The 20,266-nt window shown below is 71.8% G+C and carries 20 protein-coding genes; 11 read left to right on the forward strand and 9 right to left on the reverse strand.

All coding sequences use genetic code 11. The annotated features are described in order from the left end of the window. Positions 1 to 113: 113 nt before the first annotated feature. On the reverse strand, positions 114 to 1,442 hold the full coding sequence (gene murA, locus AB0J67_RS22565) for a UDP-N-acetylglucosamine 1-carboxyvinyltransferase (RefSeq protein WP_363485383.1): 1,329 nt from the start codon (positions 1,440 to 1,442) through the stop codon (positions 114 to 116). A gap of 146 nt (positions 1,443 to 1,588) precedes the next feature. Further along, entirely contained in the window at positions 1,589 to 2,731 is a 1,143-nt protein-coding gene (nadA, locus tag AB0J67_RS22570) for a quinolinate synthase NadA (protein WP_363485384.1), read from the reverse strand. A gap of 130 nt (positions 2,732 to 2,861) precedes the next feature. Here nadA and AB0J67_RS22575 point away from each other — a divergent pair, with 130 nt between their 5' ends. After that, positions 2,862 to 4,151, forward strand: a complete 1,290-nt coding sequence (locus AB0J67_RS22575) for a glycerate kinase (protein ID WP_363485385.1) — start codon at positions 2,862 to 2,864, stop codon at positions 4,149 to 4,151. 217 nt (positions 4,152 to 4,368) lie between these two features. Here AB0J67_RS22575 and AB0J67_RS22580 read toward each other — a convergent pair whose 3' ends face one another. Together AB0J67_RS22580 and AB0J67_RS22585 are read right to left on the reverse strand one after the other, a co-directional pair. Further along, complete coding sequence (locus tag AB0J67_RS22580) at positions 4,369 to 5,280, reverse strand: zinc-binding dehydrogenase (protein WP_363485386.1); 912 nt, start codon at positions 5,278 to 5,280, stop codon at positions 4,369 to 4,371. Between the two features lie 60 nt (positions 5,281 to 5,340). Further along, complete coding sequence (locus AB0J67_RS22585) at positions 5,341 to 6,801, reverse strand: MFS transporter (RefSeq protein WP_363485387.1); 1,461 nt, start codon at positions 6,799 to 6,801, stop codon at positions 5,341 to 5,343. Between the two features lie 85 nt (positions 6,802 to 6,886). Here AB0J67_RS22585 and AB0J67_RS22590 point away from each other — a divergent pair, with 85 nt between their 5' ends. From AB0J67_RS22590 to AB0J67_RS22600, 3 genes are all read left to right on the forward strand, one after another. After that, positions 6,887 to 7,258, forward strand: coding sequence for a MarR family transcriptional regulator (locus AB0J67_RS22590; RefSeq protein ID WP_363485388.1), 372 nt, complete (start codon positions 6,887 to 6,889; stop codon positions 7,256 to 7,258). Between the two features lie 87 nt (positions 7,259 to 7,345). Then, the gene (locus tag AB0J67_RS22595) at positions 7,346 to 7,699 is read left to right on the forward strand and encodes an iron-sulfur cluster assembly accessory protein (RefSeq protein ID WP_363485389.1); all 354 of its coding nucleotides are present in this window, start codon (positions 7,346 to 7,348) and stop codon (positions 7,697 to 7,699) included. Between the two features lie 127 nt (positions 7,700 to 7,826). Continuing rightward, positions 7,827 to 8,801 (forward strand): carbohydrate kinase family protein, encoded by a 975-nt coding sequence (locus tag AB0J67_RS22600; protein ID WP_363485390.1) that lies wholly within the window; start codon positions 7,827 to 7,829, stop codon positions 8,799 to 8,801. A 125-nt stretch (positions 8,802 to 8,926) separates the two neighbouring features. Here the strand turns inward: AB0J67_RS22600 and AB0J67_RS22605 are convergent, their stop codons facing one another. Together AB0J67_RS22605 and AB0J67_RS22610 are read right to left on the reverse strand one after the other, a co-directional pair. After that, positions 8,927 to 9,166, reverse strand: coding sequence for a sulfurtransferase TusA family protein (locus tag AB0J67_RS22605; RefSeq protein ID WP_363485406.1), 240 nt, complete (start codon positions 9,164 to 9,166; stop codon positions 8,927 to 8,929). Positions 9,167 to 9,168: 2 nt separating this feature from the next. After that, positions 9,169 to 10,350 (reverse strand): aminotransferase class V-fold PLP-dependent enzyme, encoded by a 1,182-nt coding sequence (locus AB0J67_RS22610; RefSeq protein ID WP_363485391.1) that lies wholly within the window; start codon positions 10,348 to 10,350, stop codon positions 9,169 to 9,171. A 221-nt stretch (positions 10,351 to 10,571) separates the two neighbouring features. On the opposite strand from AB0J67_RS22610, the gene coxB reads away from it, so the two are divergent. Both coxB and AB0J67_RS22620 read left to right on the forward strand, forming a co-directional pair. Further along, entirely contained in the window at positions 10,572 to 11,423 is an 852-nt protein-coding gene (gene coxB, locus AB0J67_RS22615) for a cytochrome c oxidase subunit II (protein ID WP_363485392.1), read from the forward strand. A gap of 11 nt (positions 11,424 to 11,434) precedes the next feature. Beyond that, on the forward strand, positions 11,435 to 11,860 hold the full coding sequence (locus AB0J67_RS22620) for a cytochrome c oxidase subunit 4 (protein ID WP_363485393.1): 426 nt from the start codon (positions 11,435 to 11,437) through the stop codon (positions 11,858 to 11,860). A 258-nt stretch (positions 11,861 to 12,118) separates the two neighbouring features. Here the strand turns inward: AB0J67_RS22620 and trpD are convergent, their stop codons facing one another. Genes trpD through AB0J67_RS22635 form a run of 3 tightly spaced genes read right to left on the reverse strand, consistent with a single transcriptional unit; the run spans position 12,119 to position 14,603 of the window. After that, positions 12,119 to 13,213 carry an anthranilate phosphoribosyltransferase gene (gene trpD, locus AB0J67_RS22625; protein ID WP_363485394.1) on the reverse strand — a complete coding sequence of 365 codons (1,095 nt, stop codon included), beginning with the start codon at positions 13,211 to 13,213 and terminating at the stop codon, positions 12,119 to 12,121. Between the two features lie 41 nt (positions 13,214 to 13,254). Then, positions 13,255 to 13,650 (reverse strand): hypothetical protein, encoded by a 396-nt coding sequence (locus AB0J67_RS22630; protein WP_363485395.1) that lies wholly within the window; start codon positions 13,648 to 13,650, stop codon positions 13,255 to 13,257. Further along, complete coding sequence (locus tag AB0J67_RS22635) at positions 13,647 to 14,603, reverse strand: cytochrome c oxidase assembly protein (protein WP_363485407.1); 957 nt, start codon at positions 14,601 to 14,603, stop codon at positions 13,647 to 13,649. Before AB0J67_RS22635 ends, AB0J67_RS22630 begins: the two co-directional genes overlap by 4 nt. Positions 14,604 to 14,759: 156 nt before the next feature. Between AB0J67_RS22635 and AB0J67_RS22640 the strand changes: the two genes are divergently transcribed. The 5 genes from AB0J67_RS22640 (at position 14,760) to AB0J67_RS22660 (ending at position 20,141) form a co-directional block, all read left to right on the forward strand. After that, positions 14,760 to 15,365 (forward strand): heme-copper oxidase subunit III, encoded by a 606-nt coding sequence (locus AB0J67_RS22640; RefSeq protein WP_203740804.1) that lies wholly within the window; start codon positions 14,760 to 14,762, stop codon positions 15,363 to 15,365. Between the two features lie 8 nt (positions 15,366 to 15,373). Further along, the gene (locus AB0J67_RS22645) at positions 15,374 to 16,186 is read left to right on the forward strand and encodes a c-type cytochrome (protein ID WP_363485396.1); all 813 of its coding nucleotides are present in this window, start codon (positions 15,374 to 15,376) and stop codon (positions 16,184 to 16,186) included. Continuing rightward, complete coding sequence (locus AB0J67_RS22650; RefSeq protein ID WP_363485397.1) at positions 16,183 to 17,259, forward strand: Rieske 2Fe-2S domain-containing protein; 1,077 nt, start codon at positions 16,183 to 16,185, stop codon at positions 17,257 to 17,259. Before AB0J67_RS22645 ends, AB0J67_RS22650 begins: the two co-directional genes overlap by 4 nt. Positions 17,260 to 17,264: 5 nt before the next feature. Continuing rightward, positions 17,265 to 18,848, forward strand: a complete 1,584-nt coding sequence (locus tag AB0J67_RS22655; RefSeq protein WP_363485398.1) for a cytochrome b N-terminal domain-containing protein — start codon at positions 17,265 to 17,267, stop codon at positions 18,846 to 18,848. Between the two features lie 111 nt (positions 18,849 to 18,959). Continuing rightward, the gene (locus AB0J67_RS22660) at positions 18,960 to 20,141 is read left to right on the forward strand and encodes a cytochrome P450 (RefSeq protein WP_363485408.1); all 1,182 of its coding nucleotides are present in this window, start codon (positions 18,960 to 18,962) and stop codon (positions 20,139 to 20,141) included. Positions 20,142 to 20,266 lie beyond the last annotated feature (125 nt).

The following is a 20,266-nucleotide window of genomic DNA, read 5'->3' on the forward strand; positions in this document are numbered from 1 at the left end:
CTAATTCCGGTTCCATTTTGTCTTTGATTCACAAAACAAAAAAAACATCCAGATAGGCCAACGTCTATCGGAAAAAGGGGTGGCGCGCCCGCCGGTGCCGGCGGGCGGGGCGGTCAGCGGGAGATGGCGGCGCCGAGGCCGGTGAGCTTGGCCTCGAAGTCCTCGTACCCGCGGTTGATCAGGTCGACGCCGTGCACCCGGGAGGTGCCCTCGGCGGCGAGCGCGGCGATCAGGTGGCTGAAGCCCGCACGCAGGTCGGGGATGACCAGGTCGGTGGCGTGCAGCTTGGACGGGCCGGCGATGACGGCCGAGTGGCGGAAGCCGCGGCGGCCGAAGCGGCACGGGGTGCCGCCCAGGCACTCCTGGAACACCTGGATGTTGGCGCCCATCTGGTTGAGCGCGCTGGTGTAGCCGAAGCGCTTCTCGTACACCGTCTCGTGCACCACGGACAGGCCGTTGGCCTGGGTCAGCGCGACGACCAGCGGCTGCTGCCAGTCGGTCATGAAGCCGGGGTGCACGTCGGTCTCCAGCGCGACGGGGCGCAGGTCGCCGCCGGGGTGCCAGAACCGGATGCCGCCGTCGACCGGGTTGTCGTCGATGTCGAACTCGCCGCCGATGGACCGGAACACGTTGAGGAACGTGGTCATGTCGGCCTGGCGGGCGCCCTTGACGGTGATGTCGCCCTTGGTGGCCAGCGCGGCCGACGCCCAGCTGGCGGCCTCGATGCGGTCCGGGATGGGGCGGTGCGAGAAGCCGCCGAGGTGCGGCACGCCCTCGATCTCGATCACCCGGTTGGTGTGCACCTTGATGATCGCGCCCATCTTCTGCAGGATGCAGATCAGGTCGATGATCTCGGGCTCGACGGCGGCGTTGGACAGCTCGGTGACGCCCTCGGCGCGCACGGCGGTGAGCAGGATCTGCTCGGTCGCGCCGACCGACGGGTAGTTCAGCTCGTACTTGATGCCGTGCAGGCCGTCCGGGGCCGACAGGTGCAGGCCCTCGGGGGTCTTGTCGACGACGGCGCCGAAGCGGCGCAGCGCCTCGAGGTGGTAGTCGATCGGGCGCGGGCCGATGTGGCAGCCGCCCAGGTCGGGGATGAACGCGTGGCCGAGCCGGTGCAGCAGCGGGCCGCACAGCAGGATCGGGATGCGGCTGGAGCCGGCGTGGACGTTGATCTCATCGACGCCCGCCCGCTCCACGTTCGACGGGTCGAAGCGCAGCTCGCCGGGCAGGTCGCCGTTGGTCACCTTGACGCCGTGCAGCTCGAGCAGCCCGCGCACGATCTCGACGTCGCGGATCTTCGGCACGTCGTACAGCCGGCTCGGGCCCTCGCCCAGCACGGTCGCGACCATGGCTTTGGAGACCAGGTTCTTGGCCCCGCGGACCCGCACCTCGCCCTTTAGCGGGCTTCCTCCGCTGACGATGAGCACGTCGTCCGACAAGGCAGACCTCCTGGGTAAGGGTGGGCCGAAAAAGCAAACCCCGGCAGCATAGCGCTGCGTGATGTGTGACGGAATACACGGCAAGCTTAAATGAACACGAGCGCCGCGATTCGGACACGGCGCTCGTACTCAGCGTAATCATCTGCCTACGGCAGGGCCAGCATCTGGTCCAGCGCGACGCGGGCGTGGTGCGCGGTGTCGGGATCGACCGTGATCTGGTTGGGCACCCGCCCGGCGACCAGCTCCTCCAGCGCCCAGACCAGGTGCGGCAGGTCGATGCGGTTCATCGTGGAGCAGTAGCAGACCGTCTTCTCCAGGAACATGACCTGCTTGTCCGGGTGCGCGGCGGCCAGGCGCCGGACCAGGTTGAGCTCGGTGCCCACGGCCCACGCCGAACCGGCCGGGGCCGCCTCAAGCGTCTTGATGATGTACTCCGTCGAGCCCACGTAGTCGGCGGCGGTGACCACCTCGTGCCGGCACTCCGGGTGCACCAGGATGTTCACGCCGGGCACCTGCTCGCGCATGGCCAGCACGTTCTCCAGCGTGAACCGGCCGTGCACCGAGCAGTGGCCGCGCCAGAGGATCATCTTCGCGTCGCGCAGCTGCTGGTCGGTGAGGCCGCCGTGGGGCTTGTGCGGGTCGTAGAGCACGCAGTCGTCGAGCGAGTAGCCCATCTCCAGCACCGCGGTGTTGCGCCCCAGGTGCTGGTCGGGCAGGAACAGCACCTTCTCGCCCTGCTCGAAGGCCCAGTCCAGCGCGCGCTTGGCGTTGGAGGAGGTGCAGACCACGCCGCCGTTGCGGCCGACGAAGCCCTTGATGTCGGCGGAGGAGTTCATGTACGTGACGGGCACCACGGATTCCGCGATGCCGAGGTCGGTCAGCAGGTCCCAGCACTGCTCGACCTGCTCCAGCACGGCCATGTCGGCCATGGAGCAGCCCGCGGCCAGGTCCGGCAGGACCACGCGCTGGGCGTCGGAGGTGAGGATGTCGGCCGACTCGGCCATGAAGTGCACGCCGCAGAACACGATGAACTCGGCGTCGGGTCGCGCGGCGGCCTCGCGGGCCAGCTTGAACGAGTCGCCGGTCACGTCGGCGAACTGGATGACCTCGTCGCGCTGGTAGTGGTGGCCGAGGACGAAGACCCGGTCGCCGAGGGCGGCCTTGGCAGCGGCGGCGCGCTCGACCAGGCCCGGGTCGCTGGGCGCGGGCAGGTCGCCCGGGCAGTCGACACCGCGTTCGGAATCCGGGTCCTTGCCGCGGCCGAGCAGCAGCAGTACGGGAGCAGTCACGTGTCCCATAGTCGCACCGAACGCCCGGCGCAGTCGCTCCCGTTGCGCTGTGGCCTGCCCCACGGCCCGCCGGTGGGACGCCGCCGTGGGGTGCCGCACGACTGCAAACAGCGCCGTTAGGGTGCTGGCCATGCGAGTGCTGATCTGTCCCGACAAGTTCGCCGGCACGCTCACCGCGGTGGAGGCGGCGCAGGCCGTCGCCGACGGCTGGCGGACCGTCGCCCCGGGCGACGAGCTGATCTGCCGCCCGATCGCCGACGGCGGCCCCGGCTTCGTCGAGGTGCTGCACTCCTCGCTCGGCGGGGAGCTGGTCGAGGTCGCCACGACCGACCCGCTGGGCCGCCCGGCGGCCGGTGCGGTGCTGCTGGTGGGCGAGCCCGGCGACCGCATCGCGTACGTCGAGAGCGCGCAGGCCTGCGGCCTGCACCTGGTCGACCCGGCGGAGCGGGACCCGAAGGCGACCTCCTCGTACGGCCTGGGCGCGCTGGTGCTCGCCGCGATCGAGCACGGCGCCCGGCGCGTGATCGTCGGGCTGGGCGGTTCGGCCACCAACGACGGCGGCGCGGGCCTGCTCGCCGCGCTCGGCGCGGTCGGCCTGGACGCCGCCGGCCAGCCGCTGGCCCCCGGCGGCGCGGCCCTGACCGCCTGCACCTCCCTCGCCACGAACGACAACCCAGGAGTTGTCGCGACAACCGCTGGGTTGTCGCCCGCAGCCGAACACTCCGACGGCCCGGCCGCCGGAACCGCCGAGGACTCGGCCGCAGCGCAGACACCCGCCGATGGCTCGGCCGCCACAGCGGAAGCCGGAGCCGCCGACGGCGTGCGGCTGCTCCCCGCGGAGGTCGAGCTGATCGCGGCGACGGACGTGGACAACCCGCTGACCGGCCTGCACGGCGCGTCAGCGGTGTACGGCCCGCAGAAGGGGGCCACCCCGCAGGACGTGACCCTGCTCGACGCCGCCCTGGCCAACTGGGCGGCCGTGCTGGAACGCGAACTGCCCGGCTGCCCGGCGAAGCTCGCCGAGCTGCCCGGCGGTGGTGCGGCGGGCGGTCTGGGCGCGGCGATCCTGGCGCTGGGCGGCTCCGTCGCCTCCGGCATCGACCTGGTCCGCGAGCTGACCGGCCTGGACCAGGTGCTGGAGGAGACGGACCTGGTCATCACCGGCGAGGGCTCGTTCGACCACCAGTCGCTGCGCGGCAAGGCGATCTCCGGCCTGGCCGGGGCGGCCCGCGACCTGGGCATTCCGTGCGTGGTGCTGGCGGGACGGGTCACCACCGGCCGCCGCGAGCAGGGCGCGGCCGGTGTCACGGAGGCCCATGCCCTGGTCGACCACTTCGGCAGCGTCGAGCTCGCCCTCGCCGAACCCGCCCGCGGCCTGCGCGAACTGGCCGCCCGCCTGGCCACCCAATGGTCCCGCTGACCCCAGGAAAGGAAGGGCACCTTCTTGACGCTCTGCGTAGAGGAAGGTGCCCTTCCTAACGGCCGCCCCTGACGCCTGCGTGGCGGTGACGCCCACCGGGCGGACGCCCGCTCGGCGGTGATGCCATGCATGGCGGCGTAGCCGAACGAGGTCGCCCGGGGCTGGTCCTACGCCCGCGGGGCACCCGGCACCCCCGTGGTGCCGGCACGCCGCCGGGTCAGCTCACGTCGAGCACGGCCTTGCCGTTGACCTGGCGGGCGAAGAACGCCTCGGCCGCCTCGGCCGCCTGCTCCCAGCTGCCCCGCCAGCCGATCTGCGGATCCAGCCGCCCCGACGCCACCAACCCCACCAGGTACGCCAGGTCCGGCCCGCTGCCCGCCGCGACGTCGGTGACGTACGCCTCCAGCCGTCGCCGCCGCCCGATCGTCGAGTACGGCGGGAAAACCGTCGGCTCGCCCGAGGCCGCCCCGATAGAGATCACCGCGCCGTCGGCCGCCAGCAGCTCCCACAGCGCGGCCAGTCCCGGCCCGCCGACGTTGTCCAGCGCGCCGTGCACCGGGGAGGTGATCTCGCCGAGCGACGCGACCACCTCCGCCGCGCCGAGCTCGCGCAGCCCCTTCGCCCGCTCGGGCCGCCCGGCGACGGCGATGACGTGCGCCCCGGCCAGCGCGCCGAGCTGGACGGCGTACCGGCCGACGCCGCCCGCGGCGCCGGTGACCACGACCCGGCGGTCCAGCAGCGGGCCGAGCCGGCGCAGCGCGTTCAGCGCGGCCAGGCCCGCCACCGGCAGCGCCGCGGCCTGGCCGAAGTCCACCTCGTCGGGCAGCGGGGCGAGCTCGGCGGTGTCGACGGCGCGCAGGGCGGCCCAGGCGGGCTCGCCGCCGAAGGTCGCCACCCGGGTCCCGGCGGGTGGGCCCGAGCCGTCGGCGGCCGCGGTGCGGACGACACCCGCCGCGTCCCAGCCGCTGACCGTTCCGTCGGGCAGGTCGCGGACGTGGGACAGGTCGCCGAAGTTGAACGAGGTCGCCTTGACCTCGACCAGGGCCTGGTGCGGTCCGGCGACCGGGTCCGGCGCCGCGCCGATCCGCAGCCCGCCGGGCGCGGTGTGATCGACCAGCAGTGCTCGCATGTTGTGCCTCCTATCGCGCGATGAATGAGCTCCTGCGAGGGCTGAAGCTCGTGCGGTGGATCAGGCCGCGGCGGATCCGGTCCCGGTCGTCGCGCGGTCGCGGCCGCCGAGCACCGCCGCCAGCAGGCCGAGCAGGGAGATTCCGGTGACCAGGGCGATGGCGGCCTGGAAGGTGGCGGGCATGTGCCCGGCGGTGATGGCGCCGCCGCCCACGACCGCCGTGGTGGCGGCCAGCGAGATCGCCCCGCCGACCTGGAACGAGCTCTGCACCAGGCCGGAGGCCAGGCCCTGCTCGTCGTCGGCCACCCCGTTGGTGGCCTGCACGTTCAGCGCCGAGAAGGACAGGGCGAAGCCGAGCCCGAGCAGCAGCGCCGTGGGCAGGATGACGGTGAGGAACGCCGGCTCCGGCTCCGCGCGCAGGAACAGGGCGTACGCCGCGACGAAGGCGAGCATCCCCAGCGCGATGAGCCGGCGCGTGCCGTACCGCGTGATGAGCCGGCCGACCAGGGAGCCGGAGCTCGCCACGATGAGGCCCGCGGGCAGCAGGGACAGCGCCATCTGCAGCGGCGACCAGCTCAGCACGTGCTGCAGGTACAGCGCGACCAGGAACTGGAAGCTGAGGTAGCCGCCGGAGACCGCCATCGCGGTCAGGTCGGCCCGCACCAGGCTGCGGTTGGCGAAGATGCCCAGCCGCACCAGCGGGTGCGCGACGGTGCGCTCCACCTTGACGAACACCGCGACCAGTGCCGCCACCACGGTCAGCGAGCCGAGCGTGCGCGGCGAGGCCCAGCCCGCCTCGGGCGCGTTGACGACGGTGAACACCAGCAGGAGCAGCGCGGCGGTGGAGCTGGCCGCGCCGAGCACGTCGTACCCGCCCGGGGCGCGGTGGTCGGTGCGCGGCAGCAGCCGGATCCCGGCCACCAGCGCGATCAGCGCCAGCGGCGCGGGCAGCAGGAACGTGGCCCGCCAGTCGATCTCGGTGAGCAGCCCGCCCAGGATCAGGCCGGAGGAGAAGCCGCTGGCCCCGAAGACGGTGTAGATGCCCAGCGCCCGGTTGCGCACCGGGCCCTCCGGGAACGTCGTGGTGAGGATGGACAGCCCGGCCGGGGCGGTGAACGCCGCGGCGAGGCCCTTGACGAAGCGGGTGGCGATCAGCAGGGCGCCGTCGTCGACCAGCCCGCCCAGCACCGACGCGCCGGCGAAGACGGCCAGCGCGATCAGCAGCACCCGGCGGCGGCCGAGCAGGTCGGCGGTGCGACCGCCGAGCAGCAGCAGGCCGCCGTAGCCGAGCACGTAGCCGCTGACGATCCACTGCAGGGTCGCGGTGGACAGGCCCAGGTCGGACTGGATGGCGGGCAGGGCGACGCCGACCATCGACACGTCCAGGCCGTCGAGGAAGAGCACCGCGCACAGCACCAGCAGGGTGCCCCACAGGCGCGGGGTCCAGCGGGCGTCGGCGGGTGCGGCCGGGTCGGCGGCGGGGGACGGATCAGGGGGCGACAGCGTCGCGGTGGTGGACATGGGGCGTACGCTATATGCGCGTGCATTCAATGCGCAAGCATTAAATGCACTCACATTTTCTGCACCTGCATGTTAGGCTGCGGTCATGCCCGACGAGGTGGCCGTGAAGGCGTGGCGGGAGCTGTCCCGGCAGTTCTCGAGCGTGTCGTGCGCCCTGGAGAGCGCGCTCAAGGAGCAGCACGAGCTCGGCATGAGCGAGTTCGAGGTGCTCGACCGGCTGGCCGAGGACCCGCACCAGAGCCTGCGCATGCAGGACCTGGGCGAGGTCATCCACCTCAGCCAGAGCGCGCTGTCGCGCACCGTCGCCCGGCTGGAGAAGGACGGTCTGGTCGAGCGGGTGCTGTGCGCCTCCGACCGGCGCGGGGTGTACGTCTCGCTCACCGACGCCGGCCGGGAGCGGCACGCCGCCGCCCGTCCCGTGCACCGGCAGGTCATCAAGAACACACTGGGCGGATGAGCCAGTGAGGCGCCGTGGGGAATCAACCCGGGGCGCGCTAGCGTTACTTCGAAGGATTATCAGCACTTCACGCTGGAGGAGCACCTCGTGACGACGCCCGACATCAAGACGGACGCTACCGGCATCAATCTCACCCCGGTCGCGGCCGGCAAGGTCAAGGCTCTGCTGGAGCAGGAGGGTCGCGACGACCTCCGGCTGCGGGTCGCGGTCCAGCCCGGCGGCTGCTCCGGCCTGCGTTACCAGCTGTTCTTCGACGAGCGCGAGCTCGACGGCGACATCGTCAAGGAGTTCGACGGTGTCGAGGTCGTCGTCGACCGGATGAGCGCCCCGTACCTGGCCGGTGCCACCGTCGACTTCGCCGACCGCATCGACGCCCAGGGGTTCACCATCGACAACCCGAACGCCGGCGGCTCCTGCGCCTGCGGCGATTCGTTCCACTGAGCTTCGCGCCCACCTCGTGTGGGCGACGACACACAGCGGCACTCCGGTCACGCCGGAGTGCCGCTGTCGTATGTGCGGCGACCGGTAGGCTTTCCGCGCCCATCCATCGCCGACCTGAAGGTCAACCATGAAGATCTGCGTAACCGGATCGATCGCCACGGATCACCTGATGCACTTCCCGGGCCGCTTCGCGGACCAGCTCATCGCCGACCAGCTCGACAAGGTGTCGCTGTCGTTCCTGGTCGACGATCTCGTGATCCGGCGCGGCGGCGTGGCGGCCAACATCGCCTTCGGCATGGCGAAGCTGGGCCTGCGCCCGGCGCTGGTCGGCGCGGTCGGCGCGGACTTCGGCGACTACCGCTCCTGGCTGGAGCGCCACGGCGTCGACTGCGACTCCGTGCACGTCAGCGACATCGCGCACACCGCGCGCTTCGTCTGCACCACCGACGAGGACCTGTGCCAGGTCGCGTCGTTCTATGCCGGCGCCATGAGCGAGGCCCGCAACATCGAGCTGGCCCCCGTGCACCAGCGCCTCGACGGCCTCGACCTGGTCATCGTCGGCGCCAACGACCCGGTGGCGATGGTGCGCCACTCGCAGGAGTGCCGCGACCGGGGGTACGCCTTCGCCGCCGACCCGTCGCAGCAGCTCGCCCGGATGGGCGGCGACGACGTGCACCAGCTCATCGAGGGCGCGGAGTACCTGCTGACCAACGAGTACGAGAACTCGCTGCTGGAGCAGAAGACCGGCCTGTCCTCGGCGCAGGTGCTGGAGCGGGTCAAGGTGCGGGTCACCACGCTCGGCAAGAACGGCGTCGAGATCACCGGCCGTGACATCGCCCCGATCCGGGTGCCCGTGGCACGCGAGATCCACGCGTACGACCCGACGGGCGTCGGCGACGGGTTCCGGGCCGGTTTCTTCGCGGCCCTGTCCTGGGGCCTGGGCCTGGAGCGCGCGGCGCAGGTCGGCGCCCTGCTGGCGACGCTGGTCCTGGAGACGGTGGGCACCCAGGAGTACGACGTCGACCCGGACAACTTCCTCAAGCGCCTGGCCGAGTCCTACGGCGACGACGCCGCCGCCGACATCCGCCCGCACCTGAACTGACCGCGCCACCCCGTGCCGCCCGGCGTGGGCGGGGCTGCGCTTTGCATGGACGTTGGCCTATCTGGATGACTTCGATCTTCGAAAACTCATCCAGATAGGCCAACGTCTATTTAAACCCGAGCTCGTCAGGACAGCCGGCGTACGTCGAAGGCCGGGGCGCCGGCGACGGCCGTCGCGCCCACGTACTGCTGGGCGCGCATGCGGCACCAGGCCGGGATGTCGACGGCGGCGGCGGGGTCGTCGGCGAGCACGCGGACCACCGCGCCGACGGCGACCTGCGGCAGCCGCTTGGCCAGTGCGATGACCGGCAGCGGGCAGCGCTGACCCAGGCAGTCCAGCACCTCGACCGGCCCGTCGGTGGGCATGCTCACATCCCCACCTCCGCCCGCAGCGCCGCCACGATGCCGGGCAGCTCGGCGAGGAACCGGTCCACCTGCTCCGGTGTCGTGTCCCGGTGCAGCGACAGCCGGATGTTGCCGTGGGTGAGCACGCCCATCGCCGCCAGCACGTGGCTCGGCCGCAGCGTGGAGGAGGTGCAGGCCGAGCCGGACGACACCGCGAAGCCGCGCCGGTCCAGCGCGGTGAGCAGCGCCTCACCGTCGACGTACAGGCAGGAGAAGGTCACCACGTGCGGCAGCCGGTCGGCCGGGTCGCCCACGATCTCCACGTCGGGCACCGTCGCCGCGACCGTGGCGCGCACGTGGTCGACCAGTGCGGACAGCCGCTCGCCCTCCTTGGCCGCCTCCTCGTGCACCGCGTGCAGCGACGCGGCCGCGGCGAGGATCGCGGGCAGGTCGGGGGCGCCGGGCCAGCGGCCGGACTCGCGGTCGTCGGCCGGGTACGGCGAGACCCAGCGGGTGCCCTTGCGCAGCACCAGCAGGCCCACCCCGGGCGGGCCGCCCCACTTGCGGGCGCTGCCGGTCAGCAGCGACCAGCCGCCCGGCACCGGCGCCCGGCCCAGTGACATCGCGGCGTCGACGTGCAGCGGCACGCCCGCCTCGCGGCACAGCCGGGCCGCCTCGGCGACCGGCTGCACGGTGCCGACCTCATGGCTCGCGGCGATCAGTGAGGCGAGCGCCACACCCGGCGCGGACACGGCGGCGGCCCAGGCGGCCAGGTCGACGCGGCCGAGCCGGTCCACCGGCACCTCGGTCTCGGCGCCGCCGTCACGGACGTGGCGCTCGCCCGCGTGCAGCACCGCGGAGTGCTCGATCGCGGAGCGGACCAGCACCGCCCCGGCGCGGCGGCGGCCGGCCAGTCCACCCAGGACGGCGGCGTGTGCGGCGGTGGTGCCGCTGCCGGTGAAGCTCACCTCGTCGGCGCGTACGCCCAGGACCTGCGCGATCGTGTCGCGCGCGGCGTCGAGCAGCAGGCGGGCGCGGCGGGCGCGGGTGTAGAGCTTGCCGGGGTCGGCCCAGCCGTCGTCGAGCGCGGCGAGCAGCGCCTCGCGCGCGGCCGGGTGCAGCGGCGTCGCGGTCGCCGCATCGAAGTACGCGCCGACACCGTCCTCGCCGCGATCGATGGGTCCGGCCTGCCGGGGATCTCGCACCCCTCGACGGTATCGTGATCTAGCGGTGACGGCTCCGTCGCCGCCACGACGTTCCCGTGGACACGCCGGATCACCGGGCCGACCCCAGGCCCGGCCGGGGGCCCGGGGTGAAGTACTCTGCGACCGTCGGTCACGCCCCTCACCGGTGCGTCCGAGGGTGGCGCTGCTTAGGGAGGCAGGAGCAGGTGGTCGCAAAGCGAGCCCGCAGGCGAGTTCTCGGGATGAGCGCGATGTCGGTCGTCGCGGTGACGCTGCTCGCCGGATGCAGCATCAACAACATCGGCGAGGCTTTCGACGGCTTCGGCTGGCCGCAGGGCGGCATCACGGTGCAGTCCGAGCGCATGTACGACCTGTGGATCGGCTCCGTCGTCGCGGCCCTCGCGGTCGGCGTCTTCGTGTGGGGCCTGATCTTCTGGTGCGTCGCGGCCTACCGCCGCAAGCGCGGTGACGTGGACCTGCCCACGCAGACGCGGTTCAACCTGCCGATCGAGATCCTGTACACGGTGCTGCCGTTCCTGGTCATCTCGGTGCTGTTCTACTACACCGCGGTCATCCAGACCGACGTCGACAAGCTGAGCGACGACCCGGCCGCGACCGTCGAGGTCCAGGCGTTCAAGTGGAACTGGCAGTTCAACTACCTCTCCGACCCCGGCCCCGACGCCGAGCGGGTGGAGAGCACGCCCGGCGACAGCAACTACATCCCGATCGTGGTCGTCCCGGTCGGCCAGACGGTGCGCTTCGTCGAGCACAGCAGCGACGTCATCCACTCGTTCTGGGTCCCGGAGCTGCTGTTCAAGCGCGACGTGTTCCCCGGCAACGTGGTGAACCAGTTCGAGGTGACGGTCAAGCAGGAGGGCAGCTACGTCGGCCGGTGCGCCGAGCTGTGCGGCACGTACCACTCGATGATGAACTTCGAGCTGCGCGCGGTGTCCCCGGAGCGTTACCAGCAGTACGTGGCGGCGCTGAAGTCGGGCAAGAACACCCCGCAGGCGCTGGCGGCGATCGGCTACAGCGGGGCGGACCTCTACGCCACGACGACCGAACCGTTCCCGACCGTGCGCGACGCGAACTGAGGCTGGAGACAATGAAGACGGAATACCGCATCTTTATCGGCGTCTCGCTGTTCCTGATCGTGGCCGCCGTGGTCTACGGCTGGTGGACCAACCACGCCATGGGCGGGGTCGAGGCCATCGGCACCACCGCGCTGGCGCTGTCCACGCTGCTGTGCGCGATGTGCGGTGGCTACTTCTGGTTCGTGTCGCGGCGCATCGACCCCCGCCCGGAGGACCGCCTCGACGCGGAGATCGCTGACGGCGCCGGTGAGCTGGGCTTCTTCAGCCCGGGCAGCTACTGGCCGTTCGGCATCGCGGTGTCGGCGCTGATCGCCTCCATCGGCCTGGTGTTCTGGATGTGGTGGCTGATCGCGCTGGGCATCGTGTGCGTGCTGCTGTCCACCTCGGCGCTGCTGTTCGAGTACTACACCGGCACCCGGCGCACCGCGGAGCACTGACCCGCTCCCGCAGACGACGAAGACCACCGGCCCCCTCCGCCATGGAGGGGGCCGGTGGTCTTTCACGGTCGGGGCAGTCCGCGCAGACGCCGGCCGGAGCGTCCGCGTCGTGCGCCCGCACGGGGCGCGACGTGGGCCGTAGCGCGTCAGGCCGCAGCGGGCACGAGTGGGCCCTGGTGCGTCGTGCGCCCGCAGCGGGCGTGAAAAAGCCGCGCCCGTGACGTCCGACGTCACGGGCGCGGCTGCGGAACGGGAGGCTCAGGCGTACTTGGCGGCCGTCGCGGCGGCGACCCAGCGCTCCAGCACGGCCGCTGCGGCGCCGGAGTCGATCGCCTCGGCGGCGCGGCGCATGTTCGCGTGCAGCGCGTCGGTGAACTCCTCGGCGATCGTGTCCGGGTCGGCCGGGCCCGCGCCGGCCACCGCCCAGTCGTGCGCGGTGAGCGCGGCCGCGGTGTTGACCAGCACGGCGTCGCGCACCGGGCCGGTGTCGCCGGCCAGCAGGCGGCGCACCGCGTCGGCGTTGACGGACACGTCGCCGCCGCGCAGGTCGTCCGCGGCCGAGCGGGGCACGCCGAGGTCGGCGGCGTCGATCGTCAACGGGGTCACCAGCCCGCCACGAGCCAGCCAGACGCGCGTGGGGGCGGCGGTGGTCAACTCGTCCAGCCCGTCCTCACCGCGCATCACCAGGACGGTGTCACCGCGGTCGGCGAACACCTGGGCCATCACCCCGGCCATCCGGAGGTCGGCGCAGCCGACCGCACCCGCGCGCGGGCGGGCGGGGTTGGTCAGCGGGCCGAGGAAGTTGAACGCGGTGGGCACGCCCAGCTCGCGGCGCACGCCGCCGGCGTGACGCAGGCCGGCGTGGAACGTGGCGGCGAAGCAGAACGTGATGCCGGCCTCGTCGGCCACCGCGGCGACCTGCTCGGGGGTCAGGTCGAGCGGGATGCCCAGGAACTCGAGCACGTCGGCGGTGCCGCAGAGCGACGAGGCGGCCCGGTTGCCGTGCTTGACCACGCGGGCCCCGGCGCCCGCGGCGACGATGGCGGACATGGTCGAGATGTTGACCGTGTGCGCCTGGTCGCCGCCGGTGCCGACCACGTCCACGGCGGCCAGGCGCTGCTCGTCGGTCTGCGGCAGGGGAGCGGCCTGCGCCAGCATCGCGGCGACCAGGCCCGAGTGCTCGTCCGCGGTCTCGCCCTTGGCGCGCAGCAGCAGCGCGAAGCCGGCGATCTGCGCCGGGGTCGCCGCGCCCGTCATGATCTCGCCCATGGCCCAGGCGGTGTCGTCCGCCGTCAGCTCCTCGCGGCGCAGCAGCGCGCCGAGCAGGTGGGGCCAGGTGTTCCGGTCGCCCATCGGGCCTCCAGGGGTGAAGGGCGTGGCGCGCGGGGTGCTGCTCAGGCGGCCACGGAGGATTCGGCGTGCAGCAGGTTGGCGATGGCCTTCGCGGTCTCGATCGGGTCGAGCGGGTGGACCAGCGTCGCGTCGACGCGGGCGTACGCCGCGAGCCAGCGGTCAGCCGAGCGCGCGATGACGACGCAGGTGGGCGGGCACTCGTCGATCTCGTCCTTGAGCTGACGCGCCACACCCAGACCGCCGCCGGGGGTCGCCTCGCCGTCCAGCACCAGCAGGTCGATCTCGTAGTCGTCCACGAGCTTGACGCACTCGCCGTAGGTGGACGCCTCGACGAACTCGACGTCGAGGTCGGGCGCGGGGTGCTCGCCGATGGCCAGCCGCATCCGGTCGCGGACCTGCGGGTCGTCGCTGTAGAGCAGGACGGTCTTGGTACTCATGCGCTCATCCTAAGCGGTGCGGTGATCTTGTGGTCGTGCGGTGCGCCGTCGTCCGTCACCTGCACGGCCGTGGCCTCGGCGGCGGCGCGGGCGGCGTCCTCGCGGTCGAGCTGCCGGTCGATGCGGGCCGCCTCCTGGCGCGACTGGCGGATCCACTGGGCGACCAGGATGGCCAGCATGGTGACGGAGACGATCTCGCCGCCCGCCCACAGCACGCCGCCCGCGGTCACCTGGTCGTCCCACGGATCGACCCAGGAGAGGCCGAGCGAGGGGTACCAGTCGCCGCCGAGGAGGGTCTTCGACTGCATGATGGTGAGCCCCAACACGGTGTGAAACGGGACACTCAGCACCATCAGCAGCGCCCGCGCCGGATACGGCCAGCGGCCGGGCAGCGGATCGCGCCCGAGCAGCGGCCAGAAGAACAGGCAGCCGGTGAGGATGAAGTGCGCGTGCATCACCTCGTGCAGCCACTCGTGGCGCAGCGTCTGCTCGTACAGGCTGGTGAAGTACAGGGCGAACGGGTTGGCGATGAAGACGGCGAACGCGGTCAGCGGGAACGCCAGCACCGCCGCGACCCGGCTGTGCAGCACCGCGAGCAGCGTCCGGCGCGGCCGGGCGGGCAGCGTACGCAGCGCCAGCGTGACCGGCGCGCCCAGCGCCAGGAAGATCGGGGCGACCATGGACAGCGCCATGTGCTGGATCATGTGCACGCTGACCAGCGTGGTGTCGTAGCCGCCGACGCCGCTGACCGTGACCAGGGCGAGCGTGCCCAGGCCGGGGCCGAGGAAGGCGATCGTGCGCCCGACCGGCCACCGGTCGCCGCGCACCCGCAGCCGGTGCGTGCCGTAGAGGTAGAGCGCCGCCGCCACCAGCAGACCGACCGCGAGCCACGAGTCGAGTCTCGCGCCGGTCACCAGCGTCGTGATGGTGAACGGGGGCGTCTCGGCGGTCAAGGTCGTAACGGTCGAGGTCAGCGCGGTGAAATGATCGACAGGCGGCACCACCCGAGGCTAAACGGTGGTGGCGGCAGCGGTGCCGCCGGGTGGCGACACGCCGCCAACCAGGCACCCCGACGCTCGCCGATGCAGGTCGGGGGCAATAATGACCGCGTGACTGCCGCCTCAGCCATCGACAAGAGCAGGATCCACTCCCTGACCAGGCCCAACATGGTCAGCGTCGGGACGATCGTGTGGCTCTCCAGCGAACTCATGTTCTTCGCGGCGCTGTTCGCGATGTTCTTCGCGATCCGCGCAGCGGATTACAGCATGTGGGAGAAGAACGCCCACGTGCTGAATCTGCCGTACGCGGTCTTCTTCACGACGATCCTGGTGCTGTCCTCCATCACCTGCCAGATCGGCGTGCTGCGCGCGGAGCGGGGTGACGTGTACGGGCTGCGGTTCTGGTTCACCATCACGTTCCTGATGGGCCTGACGTTCGTGCTCGGCCAGGTGAACGAGTACCGCGTCCTGGTCAGCGAGGGTGTGAAGATCAACTCGGACGGCTTCGGGTCGATGTTCTACCTGACCACGGGCTTCCACGGCCTGCACGTGACAGGCGGTCTGATCGCCTTCATCATCTACATGATCAGGACGACCATGGGCCGGTTCACCCCGGCGCAGGCGACCTCGGCGATCGTGGTGTCGTACTACTGGCACTTCGTCGACGTGGTCTGGGTCGGCCTGTTCTTCATGATCTACCTGCTGGAGCGGATGTGAGCTCGGCCATGACATCTGACACCCCACGCCCGGCGCCTGGCGCGCCCAAGCAGCGCGGCCGCGTACGCCGCCGGCTGAGCGCGGCGCTGCGCATGTTCGCGGCGCTGGTCTTCGCGGGCGGCATCTACGCGATCGTCGCGCCGGGCGGCGCGCAGGGCGCGGCGCCGCTGACCCCGGCCGCCGAGGCCGGCAAGGCGCTGTACGACCAGAGCTGCATCTCCTGCCACGGCGCCAACGCGCAGGGCGTGGAGGGACGGGGCCCGAGCCTGATCGGCGTCGGCTCCGCGGCGGTCGAGTTCCAGGTGGAGACCGGCCGCATGCCGGCCGCCCGCCAGGAGGCGCAGGCGGGCCGCAAGCCCCCGCAGTACAACACCGACCAGGCGCGCCAGCTCGGCGAGTACATCCAGCAGCTGGGCGGCGGCCCGCAGCTGCCGGAGGGCGAGGACTTCGCGTCGAAGGGCGACATCGCCCGCGGTGGCGAGCTCTACCGGATCAACTGCTCGTCCTGCCACGCCTTCTCCGGCGGCGGCGGCGCGCTCTCCAGCGGCAAGTACGCGCCGACCCTGGAGCCGGCCACGGACCGCCAGATCTACGCGGCGATGCTGACCGGTCCGCAGAACATGCCGGTCTTCGGCGACAGCGAGCTGAGCCCGCAGGACAAGTTCGACATCATCGCGTACGTGCAGAACCTGAAGACCGACTCCGACCCGGGCGGCTGGGGCCTCGGCCGTTTCGGCCCGGTCACCGAAGGCCTGGCCATCTTCCTGGTCGGCGTGGTGGCCCTCGTCTTCGCATCGCTGTGGATTGCGGGTAAGTCATGATCGACACGAACACCGAAGTGCGCGACGCCGGCGGCGTCGGCCTGAGCGACCGGAGCCTCACCCGGTTCGACATCGTGCGCGAGGGTGCGCGGCAGGACGGCGTGGAGATCGTCCACTACGAGCCGCAGTACGCCCCGGGCTCGAAGGGCGAGAAGCGGATGACCCGCATCGTCGCGTTCTTCTTCCTGATGACCGGTGTCATGGCGACCCTGTTCCTGATCGCCTTCATCTGGTGGCCCTGGGAGTACGAGCTCGGCCCGCACGCCAGCAAGTACTACACGCCGGTCCTCGGCCTCACCCTGGGGCTGACCCTGGTCGGCATCGGCCTGGGCATCCTGACGTGGGGCAAGAAGCTGCTGCCGCACGAGATCGCGATCCAGGAGCGGCACGACGGCCCGTCGGACCCGGCGGAGCAGAAGCTCACCGGCTCCACGCTGCAGTTCATCGGCGAGGAGTTCGGCCTGGCCCGCCGCCCGCTGCTCAAGCTGTCGCTGCTGGGCCTGCTGCCCGTCGGCGCGGTGGCGGCGGCGGTGCCGATCGGCGCGCTGATCAAGGACCCGCACCACCCGGACATCCTCTTCAAGACCGGGTTCGCCGGCGCCACGCCGCAGAACCCGATCCGCCTGATGCGCGACGACGAGACGCTCATCCGGCCGGAGGAGGTCAGCACCGGCGGCCAGATCACGGTGTTCCCGCACATCCCGGGCGGCGCCACCAACCACCACGCCGACTCGCCCACGCTGCTGATCCACCTGCGCGAGGACGACGCGGCCCTGCTCAACGGCCGGCTGTACACGCTCAACCAGGGCAGCACCTGGAGCAGCTTCGTGGCGTACTCGAAGATCTGCACCCACGCCGGCTGCCCCGCCAGCCTCTACGAGCAGCAGACCAACCGCCTGCTCTGCCCGTGCCACCAGTCGCAGTTCCTCATCACCGACAACGCGCGGCCGATCTTCGGCCCGGCCACGCGGTCGCTGCCCATGCTGCCGATCAGCGTGGACGCGGAGGGCTACCTGGTTGCCACCGGCGACTACAAGGTGCCGGTCGGACCGGCGTTCTGGGAGAAGGACTGATCACGGTGAAGCGTCGCAAGCTTGATCTGAGGGCGCTCCCCGGCAAGGCCGCGGAGGAGGTGGACACCCGGCTGCCCGTCGCGACACCGCTGCGCGGGATGCTGAACAAGGTGTTCCCCGACCACTGGTCGTTCCTGCTGGGCGAGATCGCGCTGTTCTCGTTCATCATCCTGCTGCTGACCGGCACGTTCCTCGCGCTGTTCTTCGAGCCCTCCCTGCAGGAGGTCCACTACGACGGGTCGTACCTGCCGCTGCAGGGCGTGCAGATGTCCCGGGCGTACGAGACCGCGCTGGACCTGTCGTTCGACGTGCGCGGCGGTCTGATCATGCGGCAGATGCACCACTGGGCGGCGCTGCTGTTCATGGCCGCGATCGTGGTGCACATGTTCCGGGTCTTCATGACCGGCGCGTTCCGCAAGCCGCGCGAGCTCAACTGGATCATCGGTCTGAGCATGTTCTGGCTGGGCTTCACCGAGGGCTTCGCCGGCTACTCGCTGCCCGACGACGCGCTGTCCGGCACCGGCCTGCGCATCGCCTCGGCGATCATGCTGTCCATCCCGGTGATCGGCTCCTGGGTGACCACGTCGCTGTTCGGCGGCGAGTTCCCCGGCGAGATCATCCTGACCCGCCTCTACATCCTGCACGTGTTCCTGCTGCCGCTGATCCTGCTCGCGCTGGTCACCGTGCACCTGGGCCTGGTCTTCATCCAGAAGCACACGCAGTGGCCCGGCCCCGGCCGGACCGAGAAGAACGTGGTCGGCGAGCGCTTCGTCCCGCGCTACGTGATCAAGCAGGGCGGGTTCTTCATGCTCGTCTTCGCGGTGATCGCGCTGATGGGCGGCCTGTTCCAGATCAACCCGATCTGGCTGTTCGGCCCGTACGAAGCGGCCGTCGTCTCCGCGGGCAGCCAGCCCGACTGGTACGTCATGTTCCTCGACGGCTCGACACGGCTCATGCCCGCCTGGGACATCAGGGTGTTCGGCTACAACATCCCGCCGCTGTTCTGGCCCACGGTGGTGCTGCCGGGCATCCTGACGGTGCTGCCGATGGCGTACCCGTGGATCGAGCGGCGCTGGAAGAAGGACTACGCCTCGCACAACCTGCTGCAGCGTCCGCGCGACGTGCCGGACCGCACCGGTCTGGCCGCCATGGCGTTCGCGTTCTACATGGTGCTGACGATCTCCGGCGGCAACGACATCGTCGCCGACAAGTTCCACATCAGCCTGAACGCGATGACCTGGGCGGGCCGCATCGGCCTGCTGGTGCTGCCGCCGCTGGCGTACTACTTCGCCCGCCGCATCTCGCTGGGCCTGCAGCAGCACGACCGGGAGGTGCTGGCGCACGGTGTCGAGACCGGCATCATCAAGCGCCTGCCCGACGGGCGGTTCGTCGAGGTGCACCAGCCACTGGCGGCGCCCGACGAGCACGGCCACACCGACCTGCCGTACGTCGGCTGGACGGTGCCGAAGAAGATGAACCGCCTCGGCGCGCTCGCCCCGGCCGTCCGCGGCTTCTTCCGGCCGATCGAGCAGCCGGCGCCGCCCGCGCCGGAGCAGCCGCGTGAGGAGATCACGACCGGCAAGCACTGACCAGGTTCGACGGTCACCACGGAAGGGCATCCGCTCCGGCGGGTGCCCTTCCGTCGTACTCTTCCGGAGGAGGCGGACGGGGGAGTGGTGGTGCAGGACGCGCTCGAGGCGATGCAGGCGCTGGCCACGGCCGAGGGCCGGGCCGACCCCTACCCGCTCTACGACCGGCTGCGGTCGGCCGGCCCGGTGCTGCCCCTGGGTGAGGGCTTCACCGTCGTCACCGGGTACGCCGAGGCCGACCGCGTGCTGCGCGACGCCGACTTCCGGGTCACCGACGAGGCCGCGCTGGACCGGGCCCTGCCCGGCTGGCGGTCGGTCGCCTCCTGGCGCTGGCTGAGCCGCACCATGCTGTGGCGCAACGCGCCCGACCACACCCGGCTGCGCCGCCTGGCCGGCTCCGCGTTCACCGCCCGCCGCGTCGCGGCGCTGCGCGACGACGTGACGGCGCTGGCCGAGGGCCTCATCGCGCCGATCGCCACGGCGGACGCACCGGTCGACTTCATGCGCGCGGTGGCGTACCCGCTGCCCGTCGCGGTGATCTGCGCGCTGCTCGGGGTGCCCGCCGCCGACCGGGACTGGTTCCGCCCGCGGGCGCACGACCTGACCCTGGCCCTGGAGGTGTTCGCGGGCGACCCGGACGAGCTGGCCCGCGCCGACGCCGCCTCCGACGAGCTGGAGGACTACTTCGTCGACCTGCTGGCGCGGCGGCAGCGCGAGCCCGGCGACGACATGATCAGCGACCTGCTGGCGTCCGGCGCGGCGGGGGAGGCGGGCGGCGTCGAGCTGGTCGCACACCTGGTGCTGCTGCTCGTCGCGGGCTTCGAGACCACCACCAACCTGCTCGGCAACGGCCTCGCGGTGCTGCTGGACGAGCCCCGGCACGCCGACCGGCTGCGCGCCCACCCGGAGCTGGCCGAGGCGTACGTCGAGGAGATGCTGCGCTTCGACCCGCCGGTGCAGGTGACCTCGCGGTACGCCGGCCGCGACACCGAACTGGCCGGCGTCGGCGTGCCCGCGGGCACCGAACTGCTCGTGGTACTGGCCGCGGCCGGCCGCGACCCGCGCCGGTTCGCCCAGCCGGACCGCTTCCTGCCCGACCGCCCCACCGCGCCGTCGCTGTCGTTCGGCGCGGGCGCACACTTCTGCCTCGGTGCGCCGCTGGCCCGGCTCGAAGCCAGGACCGCCTTCCCGCTGCTGCTGGACCGCCTACCCGGCCTGCGCGCCGCGGGCCCCGCGGTCCGCCGCGACCGCCTCGGCTTCCGCGGCTTCGCCGAACTCCCCATCACCACCTGACCCCGCGAAGGAAGGGCACCTTCTTAACGCTTTCCGTAGAGGAAGGGCACCTTCTTAACGGGTGGCGGAGCAAGGCGCCGACTTGGCGGATGGGCCCAAGACGGCGTGTCGGCGGCGTGCGCGGT

Origin of the sequence: Catellatospora sp. NPDC049609 (assembly GCF_040675365.1) — a bacterium.
Lineage (GTDB): Bacteria > Actinomycetota > Actinomycetes > Mycobacteriales > Micromonosporaceae > Catellatospora.

Bases quoted from the DNA above. Each gene is read 5' to 3' on its own strand.
- AB0J67_RS22630 (WP_363485395.1), bottom strand. From the start codon at position 13,650: ATGAGTACCAAGACCGTCCTGCTCTACAGCGACGACCCGCAGGTCCGC.
- AB0J67_RS22590 (WP_363485388.1), top strand. From the start codon at position 6,887: ATGCCCGACGAGGTGGCCGTGAAGGCGTGGCGGGAGCTGTCCCGGCAG.
- AB0J67_RS22580 (WP_363485386.1), bottom strand. From the start codon at position 5,280: ATGCGAGCACTGCTGGTCGATCACACCGCGCCCGGCGGGCTGCGGATC.
- AB0J67_RS22585 (WP_363485387.1), bottom strand. From the start codon at position 6,801: ATGTCCACCACCGCGACGCTGTCGCCCCCTGATCCGTCCCCCGCCGCC.
- AB0J67_RS22620 (WP_363485393.1), top strand. From the start codon at position 11,435: ATGAAGACGGAATACCGCATCTTTATCGGCGTCTCGCTGTTCCTGATC.
- AB0J67_RS22645 (WP_363485396.1), top strand. From the start codon at position 15,374: ATGACATCTGACACCCCACGCCCGGCGCCTGGCGCGCCCAAGCAGCGC.
- AB0J67_RS22600 (WP_363485390.1), top strand. From the start codon at position 7,827: ATGAAGATCTGCGTAACCGGATCGATCGCCACGGATCACCTGATGCAC.
- coxB (WP_363485392.1), top strand. From the start codon at position 10,572: ATGAGCGCGATGTCGGTCGTCGCGGTGACGCTGCTCGCCGGATGCAGC.
- AB0J67_RS22605 (WP_363485406.1), bottom strand. From the start codon at position 9,166: ATGCCCACCGACGGGCCGGTCGAGGTGCTGGACTGCCTGGGTCAGCGC.
- AB0J67_RS22660 (WP_363485408.1), top strand. From the start codon at position 18,960: ATGCAGGCGCTGGCCACGGCCGAGGGCCGGGCCGACCCCTACCCGCTC.
- AB0J67_RS22575 (WP_363485385.1), top strand. From the start codon at position 2,862: ATGCGAGTGCTGATCTGTCCCGACAAGTTCGCCGGCACGCTCACCGCG.
- trpD (WP_363485394.1), bottom strand. From the start codon at position 13,213: ATGGGCGACCGGAACACCTGGCCCCACCTGCTCGGCGCGCTGCTGCGC.
- AB0J67_RS22650 (WP_363485397.1), top strand. From the start codon at position 16,183: ATGATCGACACGAACACCGAAGTGCGCGACGCCGGCGGCGTCGGCCTG.